Below are 18006 nucleotides of genomic sequence, written 5' to 3' on the forward strand. Positions count from 1 at the left end.
TGAGGAGTGGCAGCACCTCAGCTTCGGCACCGTCCTCCCACACCCCGCTCGGGGGGCACTTGAGCATGCACGTACAGCAGTTCGAGATCGACTCCCATGGGTCTGGCCGCTGCGCCAATGCCCGCGACCTCGACGTCGATTGGGAATGCTGTAGCGAGATCGCGCGTCAGGACTCGCTGGAAGTGTGTCCACAGCCAATGTTCGGGCTCGCGCTCGGTCAGCGCGTGTGCAACCTCCTCGACATCGAGTCCCTTGTCCTCAATCGCTGCACGGTTCGCGCTGAGCCACCATTGAACCCAGCAGAGACGCAACGTCGGATGTACAAGCGGCCACGCTCCGCGAAGGTCACGCCTGCCGTACAGCGGCCGAAGGAATCTCCACGCGGCCTCGACGATGGGCATTTGAGCAGCCGCAGAAGCCCGGTCCAAAGTCACCTCGCCTCCTCGGGGTGCCTTAGCGTGGTCACTGAGACACCTCACTGCTCTCCGCATTCGCTTCGATCACTGCAGGAAGCTCAGCAACCGTGACGGGGCCCTGTGCGTGCTGAGCCAGCCAAGTCAAGGAAATCGAGCGTCCGTCTTGCTCGATGATGGCGCGACGTGGCAGCACATAGAAGTCCCACTGTCGCGTGTCCAGGACGTCGTAGTTGTCGTGCTCTTGGGCCGTGTGCAGGCAGAAGACGTAGACGTCGGCATGCCAGCCTTTGCCCACCGTGGTGCCTTGGGCGTGATCCCAGCCATTGGTCTGCGGGACCCGAAAGGTCGGTCTCGACACCCCGTTGGGCTGCCGCCACGCTTGAAGATAACCGCTCGCCTTGACCTCGACCTTCACGCCCGACGACGTGACGAGGTCATATGCGTCCCACTCCACGCGTCGGCCGGTGGCTCCCACCGCTCGAGCGACCACGAACTCCGCGAGGTACCCACGGACGTTGTTCATCCGCAGGTCAGACATCGCCCACCGCCAGAAATCGAGAACCGTGGCGTCAATCCCTGTGAGCTGTTCGTCCCCAGACAATTCGGTGACCGCCGTGGGGTGGAGCTCGCTTCCCCCGCGGTGGTCATGTGAGACCCATCCACTCGCCGTCTTGGAGGGCGGCAACTTCGCCGTCACTGATCTGTGGCCGGTTCCAGCCCGGCGGGTCGGTCACGCTCCAATACCTAAGCCAGTAGCCGCCCCCTTCGTGGTCGTGGCTGCCGACCCACCCCGGATTCGGTCCTGACCGCGCAAGGTCGATCCCTCGCCCGCTGACACGTCCTGCATAGATCCCGTGACCGAAGAACCGGGCCCACTCAGCCAGATCGCGCTGGACGTCCACGCCGTCATGATGACGACGCCAGATGTCAGCAGCGCGGCGCCAGTGGTCCAGGTCGTCAAGCTGCACAGACAGGCATCCGCACTCCTCACCGGGCTCGTGGTGAAACCCGTCTCGGCACCGATCGTCGGGGCACCCGCAAGTGTCGCCACTCCACGCGGCACCCGGGCAGTGCGCCTCGACGTACTGCGCGGCCGTGTAGCCGCGCGACTTGATGATCTGCCGGGCCTCTCTACTGAGCCCTGAAACCTTGGTCATCGTGGACCCCTTCGTCGTGGTCAGTGAGACACCCATGCGTGGCAACAGAAGGCGAGCACTCGTTGAGGCCCTGCGAGGAGAGGCACCGCGATCACCCTCCCCATCCGGGGAAAGTCTGATCCACCAACATGACGGCGAGGTCGTACGCTCCATTGCTGGTCATCCCGCCAGCGATGCTGAAGGCCCCCGCCCGTACACGCTGTAGCCACGACTGAACTGCCGACCCAGCCCGACCGTCGTCGCTAGCGATCGCGTCCCGGAGGGCAGTTGCGGCCTCGTCGTCGAGCGCGCTCTTAACTTCTCGGAGTAGCGCTTCAACATCACCCGGGGCAACACGAGCCTCGGCGCCCGCACCCGTTGCCACCGCGTTGCCCGAGCCGAACACGATCGAGGACCCATCACCGGTGTTGATCGTTAGGCCACGAAGCACGTCCGCCACAGCGGGCTCTTCCACGGTGGGCCCGCCAACGTTGCCAATCTCTGGCGACACGCTTTCCAGCGCGAGGACGAGGCTTAGAGCCTCTGTTTGGATCCGGTCGAGGACCCCGGAGATCTGGGTTCGGGGGAAAACGATGCGGGCCGAATCCAAGACCATCATCGCCACGGTGCTCATTTCCCCCTTATCAATCAGGTCGCGGGCCGTCGCGATCCACCACCCAGGGAGGGAGACCCCTGGGTCACTCTCACCCTTGCTCAGTTCAGCCAAGGCCGCCACTGACTGGCGAAGCCAGCCCCAGTCGTCTCCTAACCTCAACTTCTCAGGCAAGTCCCACGTGCCCTGGCGCAGCGTGCGCTCACTCCCGTAGGACCCCAAGTAGCGCAGACTCACGACCACGGGGCCCTGCCGGTACTCAGGAACGGGTGTCTCGCCGAAGTAGCCGTTCAACTCGTTCCTGACCCACTCGGCGAGGTGAGGGGCCTTGATTCGCGAAGCGATGACCAGGAGCCTCCGGAGCGCGGAAGGCAGCTCGGTGGTCGACCCGCTCAGTTCTTCGACGGCCTGGGCCAGAACAGTGCTCATGGAGCCTCAATCCCAGATATCAGCGGCGTGCAGGTCACGCGCTCCCCATCTAACTGCGCCTTGGCGCGCTTGATCGTGCGGTACACAGTTGCTCGGGACACGTTGTAGTCCTCGGCGAGCTGGCCGACCGTCGCGGTGCCGGCCTCGTAGTCCTGGAGCAGCTTCCTCGTCCGTCGCTCGTTCAGCTTCGGCGGCTTCCCATTGAGCCGGCCCTGCGCCCGCGCGATCGCCAAGCCCTCCATCGTGCGCTGCCGGTTCAGGTCTGACTCGAACTCGGCCACCATCGCCAGCGCGTTGAAGAGGAACTTCCCGACAGGGTCCTCCGGGTCGTGCAGCGACGGTCCGAGCTGGAGGGCCGCGCCCTTCTCGTAGACCTGGCCGACGAGGTCGCGCGCATCAGGCACCGATCGGGCGAGCCGGTCGAGCTTGGTCACCACGAGCACGTCACCGGGACGAAGAGCGGCGATCGCTTGAGTTAGGCCTGGCCGGTTCTTCATCGACCGACCCGTGCGCTTGTCTGTATAGATCCGCGCCCGGTCCACACCCAGGTCAGCCAGACCCTTCAGCTGCGCCGCGAGGTCCTGCCGCTCCGTCGAGACCCGTGCGTACCCAATCAGCACGTCCAGCACCCTCGTTTGGTTCATTTGACGGTCGTTACCGCGATTCTAGACCGTGCAGGTCAAATGAGACAGCCCTGGTTGCGTCGCTGCGCTGAGCGGTCAAGTGGTCTGCGGTGTCGCGTTTGACGATCGTCACCGCACATGGTCTAGCGGAGCCCTCAGCAGGGTGTGACTTCGTCTGCTGAATGGCGGGGTTCTTCGGTCGCTTCGTGGCGGGGTCAGGTGACACCGATGACCAGGGTGCTCTGTGCGGCTTCGATGACGTCGTTGGTGATGGTGTCGAGTTCGTTGATCTTCAGGACCCGCTGGATCTGGGGGAAGAGGCGTTCGAGGAGCCGGAAGTTGCCGCGGGTGATCCGTGCGATGGCTGCGATGGCTTGGGCGTCGGTGAAGTCGTCGGGGTCGAGGGTCTTGCCGAGGGATCGCGAGTGTCGCTCGAGGACGAACAGCAGTTCGTCTTGCCCCAGGGGCCGGTACTGGTGGGCGAAGCCGACTCGGCTGTAGAACTGGGGGTAGTGGCTGAACTGCTTCTCCAGGCCGGGCATGCGATCTGGGCTGACGCCTGTGACCGAGTGTTCAGTGCGCGCTGTATAGTTCAGTCCATGCTGACTATTGCTTCGCGTCTCGACGTGATGAACCGCCTGGGTCGTGCACTGGCCGACCCCACTCGATCCCGGATCATCTTGACCCTGCTCGACCATCCCGCTTACCCGGCGGAACTGGCCCGAGATCTGGACCTGACACGCCCGAACGTGTCCAACCACCTGGCATGCCTGCGCGATTGCGGGATCGTCGTCTCCGAGCCCGAGGGTCGTCGGACACGATATGAGATCGCCGATTCGCACCTGGCGCAGGCGCTGACGGCACTGGTCGATGCCACCCTGGCAGTGGACGAAGACGCCCCGTGCATCGATCCCGCCTGCTCGCTTCCCGGATGCGACGCAGCTGGGGAGGGCGCATGATCCTCACCTCGGTCTTGCGGGCGATGGGCCTGTTCGCAGCGACCAACATCGACGACATCATCGTGCTCTCCCTCTTCTTCGCGCGAGGGGCAGGCCAGCGCGGCACTACCGCCCGCATTCTGGCCGGCCAGTACCTCGGATTCGCCGGCATCCTCGGTGCCGCGGTCCTGGTGACCATCGGTGCCGGAGCATTCCTGCCCTCGGCAGCCATCCCGTACTTCGGTCTCATCCCTCTGGGCCTCGGCCTCTGGGCCGCATGGCAGGCCTGGCGCGGAGACGATGACGACGATGACGACGAGGCCAAGGTTGCCGGCAAGAAGGTCGGCGTGTGGACAGTCGCAGGCGTCACCCTTGCCAACGGCGGCGACAACATCGGCGTCTACACCCCTGTCTTCCTCAGCGTGGAACCTCTCGCAGTAGTCGCCTACTGCATCGTCTTCCTCGCGCTCGTCGCGGTCCTGGTGGCCCTGGCAAAGTTCGTCGCCACCCGCCCCCCGATCGCCGAAGTGCTCGAACGCTGGGAGCACATCCTCTTCCCCATCGTTCTCATCGGCCTCGGCATCGTGATCCTCGTCAGCGGCGGAGCCTTCGGACTCTGACGTAGCGGCAGCGATCCAAACGGCCCCGACCGGGCGCACCCCTCTCGGTTCAGACCGCGACACCTACCTGCAGCCAGTCCTGCGTGATCGCGGCAACAAGACCGCCACGGAGCGCTGCAAAAACCCCGCCACCAAGCGAACGAAGCCACACACCTAAGCACTGCTCCAGCGTGTCCACCTGGGGTGTACCTCAGATGTACTGGGCACCGGGACGAGCTAGTCCAGGTCGGGGCCTTCGCCACTTAGCCTCTATTCAGCTCTCGCCACCCTGAATGCTCGCTCGCGCGGCTGCCATGAGGCTGCCGCAGCGGGCGACAACAGCCTTCCAGTCGGTGTCTCGACTGGCTGTGGCGATTCGAGCAAGCGTTTCCCTCTCGTGGTCCCGGTAGCGTGCGGCCGCCTCAAAATCTCTCGCGTCGATTGCTTCCTCTTTGTGGCGCCGCTCGTACGGCAACGCCGCACAGTCATCCAGCAGCCCGCCATCAGGAAACGTTTCGATAAGAAGCACATTGGTCCTGATCAGCTCGTCGCGGCACTTCGCGCTGGCATAGGCCTCAATCCCCGGCGCCTCGTCCCGCATAACCGTGCGAAGGCGAAGGATCGCCTCTGCGAGTTGCGCGACTTCGTCCCAATGGGGCGCCGAGTCAACTAGCGGCTCAAGAGCGGCGACTGGCCAGGCCGCACCGATCAGGTTGTGCAGCGCGCTCGTCTTTGCTGCCCACATCCGCTCTTCGCGGGCCTGCTTAACCTCGTGTTGGCGCTGGGAGCGTGCACCAATCGCGGCGGTGGCTAGCGATGCAACCGCGACTGTGCTTGAGCCAATAACACTCCAGGTTGCGGCGTCAGGCATAACTTGACTCGTTCCGTCGCGACAATGAAGGACCCAGTTCCTACGGAATCCTAGGGAGAGTCCCTCCTCTTGTGCGCCGCCGGCCATCGGCGTCCTTGTAACGAACGCAGGTGCGTAGAACGACGTCGTGAATCGTGCGACACGAGAACCCGTGGTCGCGTGCTAATCGGGGCACGCGGAACGCGAATGGTGTCCTGTGGGGCGTGCTTCGAGAGCAGCAGGCGGTGATGCGTTCCCCTCAACTGGGTGTGACGTCGTCCTCGGCCAACAGCGGGGCGAGGATGTGGTGGACCTCGGTCATTCCATACCGTTGCCGCAGTTCGTCGAGCACCTGCGCGGGGGTGCGTGGCGGCGTGGTCATACGTGCCGACATCGCTTGAACGGCGCGCACGCCGGACTCGGGGTGGGCGGCGACGGTGTTAGCGGCGAACTGCGCCGGGGTGATGCTCTGAATTTCAGCCTCGATGAGAGACGGTGCCGTCGCAAAGCCTGCGCGGCTGTCGTTGGTGACGATCGCGTCTGCCTTGCCGACGATCGCGGCATGCGCGACGTGCCCGTCGCCGGGGTCGGCCAATCGGTACTGGTAGGCGCGGTCCCTGGCTGCTTCGATGGTCGCCCCCGGAAAAACTGAGGCCATCTGGGCGAGCAGCCGTTTCCGGTACGCAGCCCTGTCCGCCCGGCCCCTCCGCTCGTCCAGCCGCGCCAGTACGTAGTCCAGCTCGTCCAGGGTTCCAGTGCTCCACAGCGGCGCGTAGGCGCGCTCGGTTGCCAACTGCAGTAGGAAATCGCGTTGCTGTCCCGGCACCAGGGCACAAGTGTCGAGGACGGCGCGATACACGCTGGCGAGTCTGACAGACCCGCCAGCGCGATCGTTAGTGTGCCCTGCGGGACTCCGCCAGCAGCGCGGCCGTCTCGTCCGGGTCGACGTCGTCGTAATCGGCCGAAGATTCGGTGATGAACCGGTTGCGCCGGCGCCGCAGCTCCTCGCGGTAGTTCAGCACGTCGGCCAGTCGCAACTTGCGCCGCTGCCTGCCCGGGACATGCGCAGATAGCTCTCCGGCGTCAATCAGTCGCACGACGGTTGGCCGCGAGAGGCCGAGGAGCTCGGCTGCTTGCTGCGTGGTGATCTCCTGATCACGGGTCATGATGCTGATCGACTGGCCCTTGCTGAGTGCCGCCACGACCTGTTTGAGGATGGTGTGCAATTGCTCTGTCAGCTCGACTCGGTCGTGCTGCTCAGCGCCGGACAAGTAGAACGACGACGCAGGGGAGGCGCCGTGGCGCGCTTCGTGCGCCTCGAGGAAGTTGAGAACCTGCGCCAAATCGGCCGCCTCAGCTGGTGCAGGGTTGACGACATCGGGCTTGAGGTCGAGCGCCGGGGTACTCACGGGTGTCTCCTTTGGTGGCGGGTCCCCCCACTGTACGGCAGTTGCGAAACTTACGAAAGTGATTCACGCAGCTGCGGCGGACCGGACCGTCCGGGACTAGTCCCAACGAAGGACGATTATTACCCGGGATAATGTACGGAATCCCGTGTAATAAGTCGTAGGGTGTCCGCCATGACCACGCCGACCGACCCACCCGCAACAACGCCCTCGACCGCGGGCACGGTCGCACGGGCATCAACAACAACGGATGCAGTGCAACTGCTCGACGACGTGCCGCTCACCGAGACCGAGACCGAGTACGTCGAGGCCGCCCGGGCAGCGAACACACTGCGCGGGTACCGCTCGGACTGGACCGAATTCACCACCTGGTGCGTCCAGCACGGCCGAGACCCGTTGCCGGCGGCCGCATCCACGATCACCGGATACCTGTCCGACCTGGCCAAGGCCGGCGCGAAGGTCGGCACGATGAGCCGGCGCTTGTCCGCGCTGAAGTTCGTCCACCAGTTGCAGGACCTGCCCGACCCCACCGCGAACGCCCGGGTGGTCGCGGTCTGGGAAGGGATCCGCCGCACCCACGGCGCACCACCAGACCAATCCGCTCCGCTCATGCCGCCGGAGTTGTTCGACGTCCTCGCCGCCTGCCCCACCACCAAGACCTGGAAAACAAGGGGTCGCTCCCCCGAACCCGATCTCGCCGGCCAACGCGACAAAGCCCTGCTGCTCGTCGGGTTCGTCGGCGCTCTACGCCGCAGCGAACTCGCTGCACTCCAAGTCGAGCACGTCGACGAGCACCCCAACGGGCTCGTCCTCTCACTACCCCGGTCCAAGACCAACCAGCACGGCACAGAAGCCGAACTCGTGGTCCTCCCCCGCTCCGGCAACCCCGACAGGTGCCCCGTCACCGCCCTGCGCGCCTGGCTCGAACTCGCCCAGATCACCACCGGCCCCGTCTTCCAAGGAGTGACCAAGGGAAACAAGGCCACCGGCCGGCCACTGCACCCCGAGTCGATCAACACCCTCGTCCAGCAGGCGATCGCCCGCGCCGGGATCGACCCACTCCCCTACTCCGCGCACTCCCTCCGGGCTGGGTTCATCACCTACGCCCACCTGCGCGGAGCAACCGACCGGGCGATCGCCCACCAATCCCGACACCGCTCCCTCGCGACCCTCGGCGGCTACGTCCGCATCCACAACGCCTGGACCGACAACGCCGCCACCAGCCTCGGCCTATAAGCCGGTAGAGAGTGGCCCGGCTCCAGCCGACCAGCCGCGCGGCGTTCGCCGAGCGTCTACCACCACAACGTTTTAACGTTATAACGCTGGAACGATGTAGCGGTTTTAGCGGCTACTCGGACTTACCCTCTGGTATTCAAACGCTACAACGTCGTAACGCTGTGACGTTCTAGCTACTTGGCGCTTTCACGTTCCAACCCCACAGCGTTTAAACGTTGTGTTTGGCAGAGGTCCGGCAGTGGTCCCCCACTGGTAGAGGCCCGATGAAGTTCGCGCCTCTCGACGTTTCCATCGTGGATCGTGAGAACGTCTTAACGTTTTAACAATTAGACGTTTAAGCGTTATGACGTCCTTATGTTCCTACGCCTTCGGGGCGTCTAAACGGTCTGTGGTTGGCGAGTTCTCGCGGGGTCCCCCATGGGAGGTCGATGAAGTCCGCGCTTTCCAGCGCCTTCTCTCCCTAGCCTATTTTAACGTTAGAACGCTGTGACGTTGTAGCGTGCTAACGTTGTGGGCATGGTGAACATTTGTGTTGTGGCCTCGCGTAAGGGTGGCGTGGGTAAGAGCACCGTGGCTTATGAGTTGGCTGCGGTCTTGGATGCGGTGCTGCTGGACCTTGAGTGGGACGGTGGGGGAGTGAGCTCCACCTGGGGTTATCGGCATGAGGGACGCGCGACAGATGCTCTGCTTTCGGCGATTGAGCGGGATCGAACTCCTCGTGTTCTCAAGGGTTTTCGTAAGCCGCACTTGGTTCCTGGTAGCCCGGACCTGGTCGATGTTGGTCTCAGTTCAGAGGATTGGGCTGATCTCATTGATCGGTGGGCGGGGGAGTGGGGCAGTGAGTGGGTTGTGGTGGACACTCACCCGGGTGCGTCAGCTCCGACTCACGGTGCGATGTCGATCGCGAACGTGATCTTGTCGCCGACCGGGCTGCGTACCAATGACCTGAACGGCACTGAGCAGTTGGTGCGGGAGATGGCTGATTACCCGTTGGTGCTGGTGCCGAACATGGTGCCTCGTATCCCGCCTGCAGCCGAGGTGAAGCGGTTGGGCGCGATCGTGGATCAGACCCCGGTGCGGGTCGGTCCCCCGATTCCCTACGTCAGCAAGATCGGCACGCGGAAGCGGCGGATGGCGATGAGTGCTGAGGATCCGACACCGAAGGCGTTCCAGGGCGCTGTTGATGCCTACCTGGAGCTGGCTGACTACGTGAAGGAGTACGTGAAATGACGATTGATGGTCTCGCCGCGATGAAGCGGTCCCGTGATGAGGCGTCGGAGAAGGCGAAGAAGAGGAACTCTGCGCGTCACGCGCCTCCGCCGCGCAATCCTGCAAAGCAGAAGCCGGAACCAGCCCCAGCGGCTGTGGTGGAGGATGCGCCCGCGGCCGAGGTCGTGTCTGCGCCGCGTCAGAAGGTGGCTAAGCCGGTGGTGAAGGCGGTGTCGCCGGCTCAGAGTGCGCCGCTGGCTCCGTTGGTGCGGTCGACGATCTACCTGGATGAGTCGGCGAATGAGTGGTTGGAAGACATCGCGATCGATGGACGGCGCGCTAAGCCGAAGGTTGATGCCTCGCGGAGCGCGGTTGTTCGGTTGGCGGTTCAGCGGTTGATGGAGAGCATGACGCCGCAGCAGGTCATCGATGAGCTGCGTGGGCGCGCGGAGCAAGTTCCTGAGCAGGCGATCGGCAGGAAACGGCTCTAGGGCGCGTGGGGTGGCGTGTTTGAGGGTTCTAATAAGGCGTTTGGAACCCGTTGAGGCACAAACACATTCGCCTTCTACTCGACTACGGCGGAGTGCTGAACTCACTGCCGACGAACCGACGTGGTCGCCAACCTTGACTGCGCGACGCGAGCACGATCGCGAGCCCATGCAGTGGCGTGCGCGATCTTCAACGGATCTGGAAGCCCCTCGAACCATGCCGCACGCTGCTGAGACCGAGCGGCAAACTCACCCTCAGCCAAGCTGGCAAGCCATGCTCGACGACGATCATCCGGGGCGACCCCACTGATCTGGTCCCGTTGAGCCAGGTGCGCTTTCACCCGTTCTTGATCCACCAGCGACAAACCGGCGAACTTCTCCGACCACTCCTGACGACGGTGTGCACGTTCAGTCTCCGACAGCGAACCCCACCACTGGCGTTGTCGAGCACGGTTAGCCTTCACCGCTGCAGCACGAGCGCTGCTCCAGGAGCTTCCAGATCGCCAGGCTGCACGCTCAGCCTGCACCGTTGCACGCAGCGGTGCCCGTTGCTGCTGGTCGAGCAGGAGTAGTTCCCGCGGGATGGGCGCTAGCGTCCTGTGCCAGAGCCCGTCAGCGGTGCACGCTGCGAGGCCTTCTCGCTGCAGCGTGTGTAGACCCTGGAGCAGCGTGCGCAGTTGGCGGGGGGTAGCCGTGCTGGTGGGGGAGTCCGTGAGCAGGCAAAGCTGAGCGAGCTCGGTGGGCGGAGTGGGCGTTGCAGGGAGGTGGCGCAGGGTGGTCCAGGTATGCCGGGGTCCATGCAGGCTAGAGGGGTGGATGTGGGCGTAGGGGGTGTGAAAACTAGGTGGGTCAATAATCGACACCCCGTCAGCCAAGGGCAGGATTTCGAACTCGTACGACGAGGAGTGCCTCGCGGGGACGAAGGAGTCCTTGTGCAGTCGCCCGACGCCGCCGGCATGAAGCCGTCGCAGCTGGGTGCGGATAGTGCGGCGGTCGGCTACCCCCGTGTCCAGCACCAGGTTTCGTTCAGGCACCGGGACCCGCAGACAGTTCGTGCGCTCCATCCGGTCCAAGACCGCGTGCCCCACGGTCAGTAGGCCGGGGCGCGCCTTGGGCGGCAGCGTCCAAGCCACCTCGAGCAGGGCACACCTGGCCGCGAGAACCGCCTCGGCGACAGGGTCGTCTGGGGTGGGGACTGGCTGGTGCGCGTCATCGCGCCGGACCGCGGTGTTCCAGGCAGTGCGGACCCACCGCCGGTATGACTCGCGGGCGCGCTGCATCGCTTCTGGATGAGCTGCCTGGATCGTCGCCCACGCCTCCGGGGCGGTCCACCCCGCCTGCACCATCCGCACCGTGGCCACATGCTCCACCGCGGAACGGGAAGAATCCGCGCCCTCCTGAAAGGCCGGCGCAACCCCAGTGAGCAGGTAGGTAGACCACTCGCGAGGAAGGTCACGACGCGTCCGCCGCCGCACCGGCATCAGCGCCACATCAGCCCGGTCGTCGACCGGCAAGGGCGACGGCGCGGCGATCGCCGCATCCATCAAGGTGGCGACCAGGGCCTGCTGAGCGGCCCTCACATCCCCCAACGGGGCTGTATCCACCCCGGTACGGTGCGGCGCCGACAACGGGCGCACTTCACGGCGCACATCCACCATCGACGACGGAACGCCATACGAATCACGCAGAGACGCGACGAAATCCGGAAGATCCTCCAGATTGCCGCCAGCGAGAAACACATGCGCACGGCCATCCGCACCCCCACTCGGCCGCAGAAGACGCCACACCGCGTTTCGGTCAGCCCACGCACACACGTGCTCAGCGATCGCCCACCCAGCAACGCCGTCGACATCAACGTCAACAACAACCACCCCGGGCACCAACCGACCCACCACCGTGGCCACCGCACCCTGACCGATCAGCCCAAGCGCTGCATCCAACGATGCAGCGACCACGCCCGGAACTCGCCGGTTCTGTGCATCCAGGCACCACCAAGACCCAGCCACAAACAACCGAGCATCCAACTGGACACGCGGCGATAGCTGGAAAACAGGGTGCGTAGGAGCTACGCTGGGTAGCACAAAGCCACCTCTCTGACGGAGGGTTATATCGAGATCGAGCTGGTAACTCGTTCTCAACAGCTTTCAAATGGCGGGCCGGTGCTGGTAACACCGGCCTTCGTCATGTCAACGGCCTTTACCGTCTTCAGGTACCGGTCAGTGGGAGTCCTTCCTGTGGCGTTTGGGGCTTCGGCATAGGCGCAACGTCAGGAAGACCCACATGGGCTGCGAGTACTGAGGCCACGTACTCACTCACCGAAACGTCACACTCTGCTGCTCGGGCCTGGATCACTTCGGCGACGCGCTGGGGGGGACGACTAGCGATTAGAAGACGCTGTCCCTTGTGCGGCTGTGCCATGCCCCCATCCTTGCGTGTAACTGTTAAAGATTCCCGGACCCTCGAAATGCGGCGTGTCCGCTAACACTGGACACGAAAGAGAAGGACTGAGGGTGTCAGCACCAGCCGCAGCCGCGATACGCGGACATCTTGGTTGCAGGTGCTGCGTGTGCCGTCGGAGCAGCCACCGTGAACATGGTGACCGCGCTCAGCAGGGCGATAACCATCTTGCGCATACGGGATCTACGTCGGTAACGGGGTCTTCGACTTTGAGCGGGCCCGGGCAGCCGCCGCACACGCTGCGGGCCCCACCTCCTCTTCAGCGGTCGCTGAGGTGACCGACGAGCGAGTGCACCGCGCGGTGGAATGGGCCGAAAGAGACGCCCCGCTGTACTACACCCGTCACGTTGACGATCGGCTCCTCGCGGCCGATGGGACGCTGAACCTCGCCGTCGCCGGCCAACTGGTTGACGACCATGATGAGTGGACCCGGACCGGGAAGCTGAGCCACGAAACAGCGGTGCGTGAATGGGCTCGGCACCTGGGCCGCGCCGAGTTGGACCCGCCTGCCGGGGAACACCCCACTGCCGCGCAACTGCGTGAGCTCGAAAGGACGTGGAAGATCAAGGCCGCGCCGGTCGCGAAGTTGACCGTGGGTAAGGCTCAGGAGTTCGCGGCCGAGCACGCACCGCCGTACTACCGTCGGCACGTCGACGAGCGGCTGCACGGGTCAGACGCAAGAACAGAACTCCTGACAGACATGACGGCGCTACGCGACCACGGCGCGATCCCGTTGCGCAGCCGACAAGAAGAGTGGGCGCGCTGGTCGGGGGAGAACCTGGCCGGCCTCGAGGACGCGGAACGGACAGCCCGCCTGGTGGAAGCATGGGCGGCCGGCGTCGACGAACGCGGAGCGCTCGAACTCGAACAACTCCGCCAGGCGCAGGAGATCTCCGGGGTCTCGGAGAAGACCACGACCATGGACGAACAGCTGCGTGCCGCGTACGCACAACACCTCGACCCCGAAGTGGCTCGGGAGATCTCGCAAGAGGACTTGGCGCGGTCCTGGCAGGCCGCGAGCGTTCCCGCGACCAGCAACCCCGGTGACCAGGCCGCGGCCGAGCAGCTGCATCGCCAGTTCGTTGCACGGTTCGGCACTGACCCCGGCCAGTGGGCCAGTGAGCAACAGAACGCGGCACCCGGCCGAGGTCGGGACTGGTTGCTGGTCGACGTGCTGGCCGACCAGGCAGCCGAGTACGGCGACCGGATCGACGCGGCGAATGCCCGCGCCGCAGCCAGAACCGGCGAGGTCGACGCGACCCACACCGACCCGGACATCGCGGCACGGGGAGAGTACCGATCCGACGTCGAACGCCGCACGGCTTACGCCGAAGAAGCAACGGCTGAACTGTGGCACAACGACGAACAACAAGCCCAAGAGCAGGCCGCGCAGGGTGAGGACGTCGCCTACGACCGCGCCAATGAATCCGACCTGAGAGCAGAAGGGGTCACACCCGACGCGCGCGAAGCAGTCGTCGACTCCTCCCACGGGTTCTCCGCGCCTACAGCGACCATGGTCGCCAAAGCTGGCCGCACACCCAAGAACCGCAAAGCACGCAAGACCGCGACGGCGCGTACAGCAGAGCGAAGCGCAGACCGCAGCCGGGGACGCTGAACCGCACACCACCATCCACAGAGAAGGCCGGGCCCCGCAGACCAGCGGGGCCCGGCTTTCTCTGGGTGATGTCGACGAGCGGCCGATAATAAAAGTGAGGGTCATTCGGTTCTCTCCGGGTCCGTCAGAGCCGGAAATAAGTTCCCCAAGAAGGAAAAACAGTCATGGTACAAACCGTCCGTAAACCGGGGCAAGCTCCGAGCGGGCCGGATGTGCACTGGGGTTTCGTGAATATTTGCTATGACACCCAGGTGTATCCACGAGGGCATCATTGCTAGCGCGTTGGGGTGTCGGTAAGGAACGTGTCACCAGGGGCGCTCGGGGGTCTGGTGGGGTCGCGCTCGGGCGGCAGCGGGCCGGGTGACACCAGTGCAGAGGCGGGCTTTGCCAGGGACATGCAGACCCATCATCGCCAAGCAGTCGAGATGGCCTTCATCATCCGGGACAAGACCACCAACTCAACGATCCGCACCATCGCCTACGACATCATTACCACCCAGCAGCAGCAGGCCGGGCAGATGTACGGCTGGCTGGCCCAGTGGCGGCTGCACCAGACCGGATCTGAACCGCCAATGGCGTGGATGGGCAGCGGGCACCACATGGGGTCGCCTGCCAGTACGGGTAGCACGATGCCGGGGATGGCGACCCCGGCTCAGCTGGCACAGCTACGCGCAGCGACCGGGCCGGCGGCAGATCGACTGTTCCTGACCCTGATGATCGCCCATCACCGTGGCGGGATCGGCATGGCCCGGGCCATCCAGCCGATGACGGAGAACCCTGCGGTCGATTACCTTGGCTGGCGCGATCGAGACCTCGCAGGAGGCGGAGATCACCCAGATGACCCGGCTGCGCGGAACGCTGCCGACCTAGCTCGCGCGCGTCGTTGCCCGTGCTTCTGCGCCAGGTCACGGGTTTGTGCTCGTGCTGCGGTCCGGAGGCCGGTCAGGTGGAGTGCTCGACGCAGAAGTGGCCGCGTAGTCAGGCTTGGATCTGGTCGCAGCCAGGGTGCGTTTCCGTTCATTGAAGCAAGGAGTCCTCCACGATGCGCGGCCGCCTCGTTCGCTGATCGACACTGATGGCGGGATGGGATGCGCGTTGACGACCTACCAAGACATTTCGGCGCATCCGCGGGCTGCGGCCCCTGATTCGATTTGCAGGGTGGCGTGCTCGATCTGGGCGTGTCCGCGCAGAACTTTTCGGGCTGCGGTCAGGACGGTGTTGGCGTCGGTGTTGGGTTCGGCGACCAGGTGGGCGGTGGCCACGTTCATCCCAGAGGTCAGGGTCCATAGGTGCAGGTCGTGCACCTGGAGGACGCCGGGCACCGCACGCAGTTGCGCATCGATGGCTTCGGGGTCCACGCCGGCGGGGGCGTGCTGCCCTAGCACGGCCAGCACCTCCCGGCCAAGCATGATCGCGCGGACAGCGACGAACACCGCGATCGCGAGAGCGACGATGGTGTCCCACCACGGGCTTCCGGTGCGGGCGACCAGGATCCCGGCGACGATGACCCCGACGGATCCCACGGTGTCAGCAACCACTTCAAGGTAGGCGCCCTTGACGTTCAGGCTCTCGGCCGCGCCACCGCGCAGCAGCACCATGGCGATCACGTTTACCAGGAGGCCTATACCGCCGACGATGAGCATGGGTCCGGTGTCGACCTCGACGGTTTCGCCGATCCGGCTGACCGCCTCGACCGTCACGTAGACGGCGGCGCCCAGCATGAGCAGGACGGTGAGGCCGGAGGCGAAGACCTCTGCTCGGTAGGAGCCGAATGTACGTCGGCCGGTCGTGTCCGGGCGGCTGGCGATCCTGGTCGCGGTGAGCGCCGCGCCGAGGGCAACCACGTCGGCGGCCATGTGCCCGGCGTCAGAGAGAAGCGCCAGGGACCCCGACCACAGGCCGAAGCAGAGCTCGACGACGAAGTAGGAAGCGACCAGCGTGAACGCGACGCCCAGGCGCCACCGATGACGGCCGCCAGCGTGCTCGGTGCCGTGGGAGTGATCGCCGCCCATCAGCGAGCCCCCATCCCGGTTGACACGGTCGACTCAGGCTCGCAGCAGGCGTCCGTGCATCCGGGACCGCAGGTACACGAGCCATCCTCCGTGTCGGCTTCATTCAGGGGAAGCGGCGTGCAGGAGCAGGCATCGCCTCGCCATGCCTGCAGTCCCTCCCGGACCGCCACGGCTGCGATGACCAGGCCTGCGATCGGGTCGGCCCACCACCAGCCCCACCAGGCGTTGACGAGGAGGCCGGCCAGGAGCACCGCCGACAGATAGGTGCACAGCAGGGTCTGCTTGGAGTCGGCCACCACCGACCCCGAGGCCAGTGCGCGTCCGGTGCGCCGCTGCGCCCAGGACAGGAATGGCATGACGGCCAGCGAGACGGCACCGAGGATCACACCGATCGAGGATGGGTCCGGTTCGGTTGACCCCAGAAGGGTGCGGGCAGCATCGAGGGAGACGTAGATGGCCAGGGCGAAGAATGCGATGGCCATCAGCCGCAGCGCTAACCGTTCACGCGACTCGGGCACCGCGTGACGGAACTGCCACAAGATGATCAGACCCGAGGAGACCTCGACCAGGGAGTCCAGCCCGAAACCCACCAGCGCCGCGGAGTTCGCGGCCCGACCTGCTGCGATGGCAATGATGGCCTCGAGCAGGTTGTAGGCGACGATCGCGCCCGCGAGCAGCTGGGCACGCAGGCTGAGGCGACGCCTGGCCTCCGGGCTCAGCGCGATGCGGCCGATGAGCGGGACACCGGTCATGACTGTGCTCCTACCCCGGATGTCGGGCACAAGACCACGGCGTCGCCGGTCGCGGCCAGGAGTTCTTCAGCCGCGGCGAACACTCGGGCCACAGCGCCCGGATGAGCGAGTGAGAACACCGAGGCCCGACCCACGGGCCGAGACGCCACCAAGCCGCAGTCGCGCAGGCATGCCAGGTGCTTGGACACCGTCGACTGCGCTAAACCCAGGTGCGCAGTCAGCTCCACGACCTTGTGCTCACCCAGCAGCAGGTGCTGCAAGATCGCGACCCTCGATGGATCACCCATTCCATGGAACAGGCACGCGGCCGCGACCGCAGCAGTCGTCTCGTCCACGGGATCCTCAACCGCCAGTGCATCACGTGTCGTTGTTATCGCCATATGGCGATGTTAACGTTCTTCTCGTGATCGTCAACCGCCGGTGGAACCTGAGCGCCGCCCGCGGCGTTGGCCCGGTCAAGCCCAACCCGCCATCAGCCCTGGAGCCTCTCACGTGACCCGCCGCAACTCGCTCATCTCTGCCGTCCTGATCGCGGCATTCGTCGTGGTCCTTGGGGTCGTCCTCCTGGCCTCTCGCGACAGCGGCGCCGATGCCGCAGAACCGGGCAAGACGTCCTCCTCGTCCTCGCGCCTAGTACGCGACAACAGTCACCGGCTGGGTTCCCCAGCACTGGACGGCAAGGTCACGTTGGTGGAGTTTCTCGATTTCGAGTGCGAGTCGTGCCGCGCGGCGTACCCCGTGGTCGAAGACCTGCGCAAGCAGTACGCCGGCAAGGTCACCTTCGTGCTGCGCTACTACCCGATCCCGAGCCACAAGAACGCGATGAACGCAGCGATCGCGGTCGAGGCCGCGGCGCAGCAGGGAAAGCTTGAGCCGATGTACAAGAAGATGTATGAGACGCAGTCGCAGTGGGGCGAGAAGCAGGTCTCCCAGGCCCCGGCGTTCCGCGGCTTCGCTCAGCAGCTCGGACTCGACCTGACCGCTTACGACAAGGCGGTCAAGGACCCCGCCACCAAGGCGCGGGTCGAGCTGGACCGCGGCGACGGCCAGTACCTCGGGGTCCAGGGCACACCCACGTTCTTCCTCAACGGCAAACAGCTGAACCCGACCTCCCTCGACGACTTCCGCGCCAGCATCGATGATGCTGTCAAGAACTGACCCAGCCGCAGGCGAGACCGGGGCCGACCCGGGCGGGCGACATGCACCTGGCCGATCGACCGCGTGGTC

General features: G+C 65.2%; 18 protein-coding genes and 1 pseudogene. 7 read left to right on the forward strand and 12 right to left on the reverse strand.

Features of this window, described 5'->3' with window-relative positions; translation table 11 throughout:
- Positions 1-462: 462 nt before the first annotated feature.
- From MF407_RS00005 to MF407_RS00025, 5 genes and pseudogenes are all read right to left on the reverse strand, one after another.
- Positions 463-954 carry a hypothetical protein gene (locus tag MF407_RS00005; protein WP_239700592.1) on the reverse strand — a complete coding sequence of 164 codons (492 nt, stop codon included), beginning with the start codon at positions 952-954 and terminating at the stop codon, positions 463-465.
- 106 nt (positions 955-1060) lie between these two features.
- Positions 1061-1573: a hypothetical protein gene (locus MF407_RS00010; RefSeq protein WP_239700594.1), complete on the reverse strand. Its 513-nt coding sequence runs from the start codon at positions 1571-1573 to the stop codon at positions 1061-1063.
- Between the two features lie 91 nt (positions 1574-1664).
- The gene (locus tag MF407_RS00015; RefSeq protein ID WP_239700596.1) at positions 1665-2594 is read right to left on the reverse strand and encodes a hypothetical protein; all 930 of its coding nucleotides are present in this window, start codon (positions 2592-2594) and stop codon (positions 1665-1667) included.
- Positions 2591-3223: a recombinase family protein gene (locus MF407_RS00020; RefSeq protein WP_239700598.1), complete on the reverse strand. Its 633-nt coding sequence runs from the start codon at positions 3221-3223 to the stop codon at positions 2591-2593. Before MF407_RS00020 ends, MF407_RS00015 begins: the two co-directional genes overlap by 4 nt.
- Positions 3224-3432: 209 nt before the next feature.
- Positions 3433-3759: pseudogene (locus MF407_RS00025) on the reverse strand (ATP-binding protein); the annotation flags it as partial.
- Positions 3760-3816: 57 nt separating this feature from the next.
- Between MF407_RS00025 and MF407_RS00030 the strand changes: the two are divergent.
- Together MF407_RS00030 and MF407_RS00035 are read left to right on the forward strand one after the other, a co-directional pair.
- Positions 3817-4176: a metalloregulator ArsR/SmtB family transcription factor gene (locus tag MF407_RS00030; RefSeq protein WP_006590980.1), complete on the forward strand. Its 360-nt coding sequence runs from the start codon at positions 3817-3819 to the stop codon at positions 4174-4176.
- Positions 4173-4775 carry a cadmium resistance transporter gene (locus MF407_RS00035; protein WP_239700599.1) on the forward strand — a complete coding sequence of 201 codons (603 nt, stop codon included), beginning with the start codon at positions 4173-4175 and terminating at the stop codon, positions 4773-4775. The genes MF407_RS00030 and MF407_RS00035 overlap by 4 nt, the downstream gene beginning before the upstream one ends.
- A 253-nt stretch (positions 4776-5028) precedes the next feature.
- Here MF407_RS00035 and MF407_RS00040 read toward each other — a convergent pair whose 3' ends face one another.
- From MF407_RS00040 to MF407_RS00050, 3 genes are all read right to left on the reverse strand, one after another.
- Positions 5029-5625 carry a hypothetical protein gene (locus tag MF407_RS00040; RefSeq protein WP_239700601.1) on the reverse strand — a complete coding sequence of 199 codons (597 nt, stop codon included), beginning with the start codon at positions 5623-5625 and terminating at the stop codon, positions 5029-5031.
- A 238-nt stretch (positions 5626-5863) separates the two neighbouring features.
- A complete protein-coding gene (locus MF407_RS00045; protein WP_239700603.1) occupies positions 5864-6463 on the reverse strand; it encodes a PIN domain-containing protein in 600 nt (199 codons plus the stop codon).
- 34 nt (positions 6464-6497) lie between these two features.
- The gene (locus tag MF407_RS00050) at positions 6498-7013 is read right to left on the reverse strand and encodes a helix-turn-helix domain-containing protein (RefSeq protein WP_239700605.1); all 516 of its coding nucleotides are present in this window, start codon (positions 7011-7013) and stop codon (positions 6498-6500) included.
- A 171-nt stretch (positions 7014-7184) separates the two neighbouring features.
- Between MF407_RS00050 and MF407_RS00055 the strand changes: the two genes are divergently transcribed.
- From MF407_RS00055 to MF407_RS00065, 3 genes are all read left to right on the forward strand, one after another.
- Positions 7185-8246, forward strand: coding sequence for a site-specific integrase (locus tag MF407_RS00055; RefSeq protein ID WP_239700607.1), 1062 nt, complete (start codon positions 7185-7187; stop codon positions 8244-8246).
- Between the two features lie 555 nt (positions 8247-8801).
- Positions 8802-9476: a ParA family protein gene (locus MF407_RS00060; protein WP_239700609.1), complete on the forward strand. Its 675-nt coding sequence runs from the start codon at positions 8802-8804 to the stop codon at positions 9474-9476.
- Between the two features lie 134 nt (positions 9477-9610).
- Positions 9611-9946: a hypothetical protein gene (locus tag MF407_RS00065; protein WP_239700610.1), complete on the forward strand. Its 336-nt coding sequence runs from the start codon at positions 9611-9613 to the stop codon at positions 9944-9946.
- Positions 9947-10047: 101 nt separating this feature from the next.
- On the opposite strand, the gene MF407_RS00070 is transcribed toward MF407_RS00065, so the two are convergent.
- Positions 10048-11898, reverse strand: a complete 1851-nt coding sequence (locus MF407_RS00070; protein WP_239700612.1) for a hypothetical protein — start codon at positions 11896-11898, stop codon at positions 10048-10050.
- A gap of 776 nt (positions 11899-12674) precedes the next feature.
- Between MF407_RS00070 and MF407_RS00075 the strand changes: the two genes are divergently transcribed.
- Positions 12675-14015 carry a hypothetical protein gene (locus MF407_RS00075; protein ID WP_239700614.1) on the forward strand — a complete coding sequence of 447 codons (1341 nt, stop codon included), beginning with the start codon at positions 12675-12677 and terminating at the stop codon, positions 14013-14015.
- 1103 nt (positions 14016-15118) lie between these two features.
- Here MF407_RS00075 and MF407_RS00080 read toward each other — a convergent pair.
- From MF407_RS00080 to MF407_RS00090, 3 genes are read right to left on the reverse strand one after another with little or no spacing between them, the layout of a single operon-like run.
- Positions 15119-16027, reverse strand: coding sequence for a cation diffusion facilitator family transporter (locus tag MF407_RS00080; protein WP_129627768.1), 909 nt, complete (start codon positions 16025-16027; stop codon positions 15119-15121).
- Positions 16027-16779 carry a cation transporter gene (locus tag MF407_RS00085; RefSeq protein WP_239700616.1) on the reverse strand — a complete coding sequence of 251 codons (753 nt, stop codon included), beginning with the start codon at positions 16777-16779 and terminating at the stop codon, positions 16027-16029. Before MF407_RS00085 ends, MF407_RS00080 begins: the two co-directional genes overlap by 1 nt.
- The gene (locus MF407_RS00090; protein WP_255407472.1) at positions 16776-17114 is read right to left on the reverse strand and encodes a metalloregulator ArsR/SmtB family transcription factor; all 339 of its coding nucleotides are present in this window, start codon (positions 17112-17114) and stop codon (positions 16776-16778) included. The genes MF407_RS00085 and MF407_RS00090 overlap by 4 nt, the downstream gene beginning before the upstream one ends.
- Before the next feature lie 157 nt (positions 17115-17271).
- On the opposite strand from MF407_RS00090, the gene MF407_RS00095 reads away from it, so the two are divergent.
- Positions 17272-17937: a thioredoxin domain-containing protein gene (locus MF407_RS00095; protein WP_115924561.1), complete on the forward strand. Its 666-nt coding sequence runs from the start codon at positions 17272-17274 to the stop codon at positions 17935-17937.
- Positions 17938-18006 lie beyond the last annotated feature (69 nt).

The organism is Yimella sp. NH-Cas1 (assembly GCF_022359705.1).
GTDB lineage: Bacteria > Actinomycetota > Actinomycetes > Actinomycetales > Dermatophilaceae > Yimella > Yimella lutea.

What these genes read in the sequence shown, in the direction of transcription:
- MF407_RS00005 (WP_239700592.1), bottom strand. Translation starts at nt 954, where the DNA reads ATGTCTGACCTGCGGATGAACAACGTCCGTGGGTACCTCGCGGAGTTC.
- MF407_RS00010 (WP_239700594.1), bottom strand. Translation starts at nt 1,573, where the DNA reads ATGACCAAGGTTTCAGGGCTCAGTAGAGAGGCCCGGCAGATCATCAAG.
- MF407_RS00015 (WP_239700596.1), bottom strand. Translation starts at nt 2,594, where the DNA reads ATGAGCACTGTTCTGGCCCAGGCCGTCGAAGAACTGAGCGGGTCGACC.
- MF407_RS00030 (WP_006590980.1), top strand. Translation starts at nt 3,817, where the DNA reads ATGCTGACTATTGCTTCGCGTCTCGACGTGATGAACCGCCTGGGTCGT.
- MF407_RS00035 (WP_239700599.1), top strand. Translation starts at nt 4,173, where the DNA reads ATGATCCTCACCTCGGTCTTGCGGGCGATGGGCCTGTTCGCAGCGACC.
- MF407_RS00040 (WP_239700601.1), bottom strand. Translation starts at nt 5,625, where the DNA reads ATGCCTGACGCCGCAACCTGGAGTGTTATTGGCTCAAGCACAGTCGCG.
- MF407_RS00055 (WP_239700607.1), top strand. Translation starts at nt 7,185, where the DNA reads ATGACCACGCCGACCGACCCACCCGCAACAACGCCCTCGACCGCGGGC.
- MF407_RS00080 (WP_129627768.1), bottom strand. Translation starts at nt 16,027, where the DNA reads ATGGGCGGCGATCACTCCCACGGCACCGAGCACGCTGGCGGCCGTCAT.
- MF407_RS00085 (WP_239700616.1), bottom strand. Translation starts at nt 16,779, where the DNA reads ATGACCGGTGTCCCGCTCATCGGCCGCATCGCGCTGAGCCCGGAGGCC.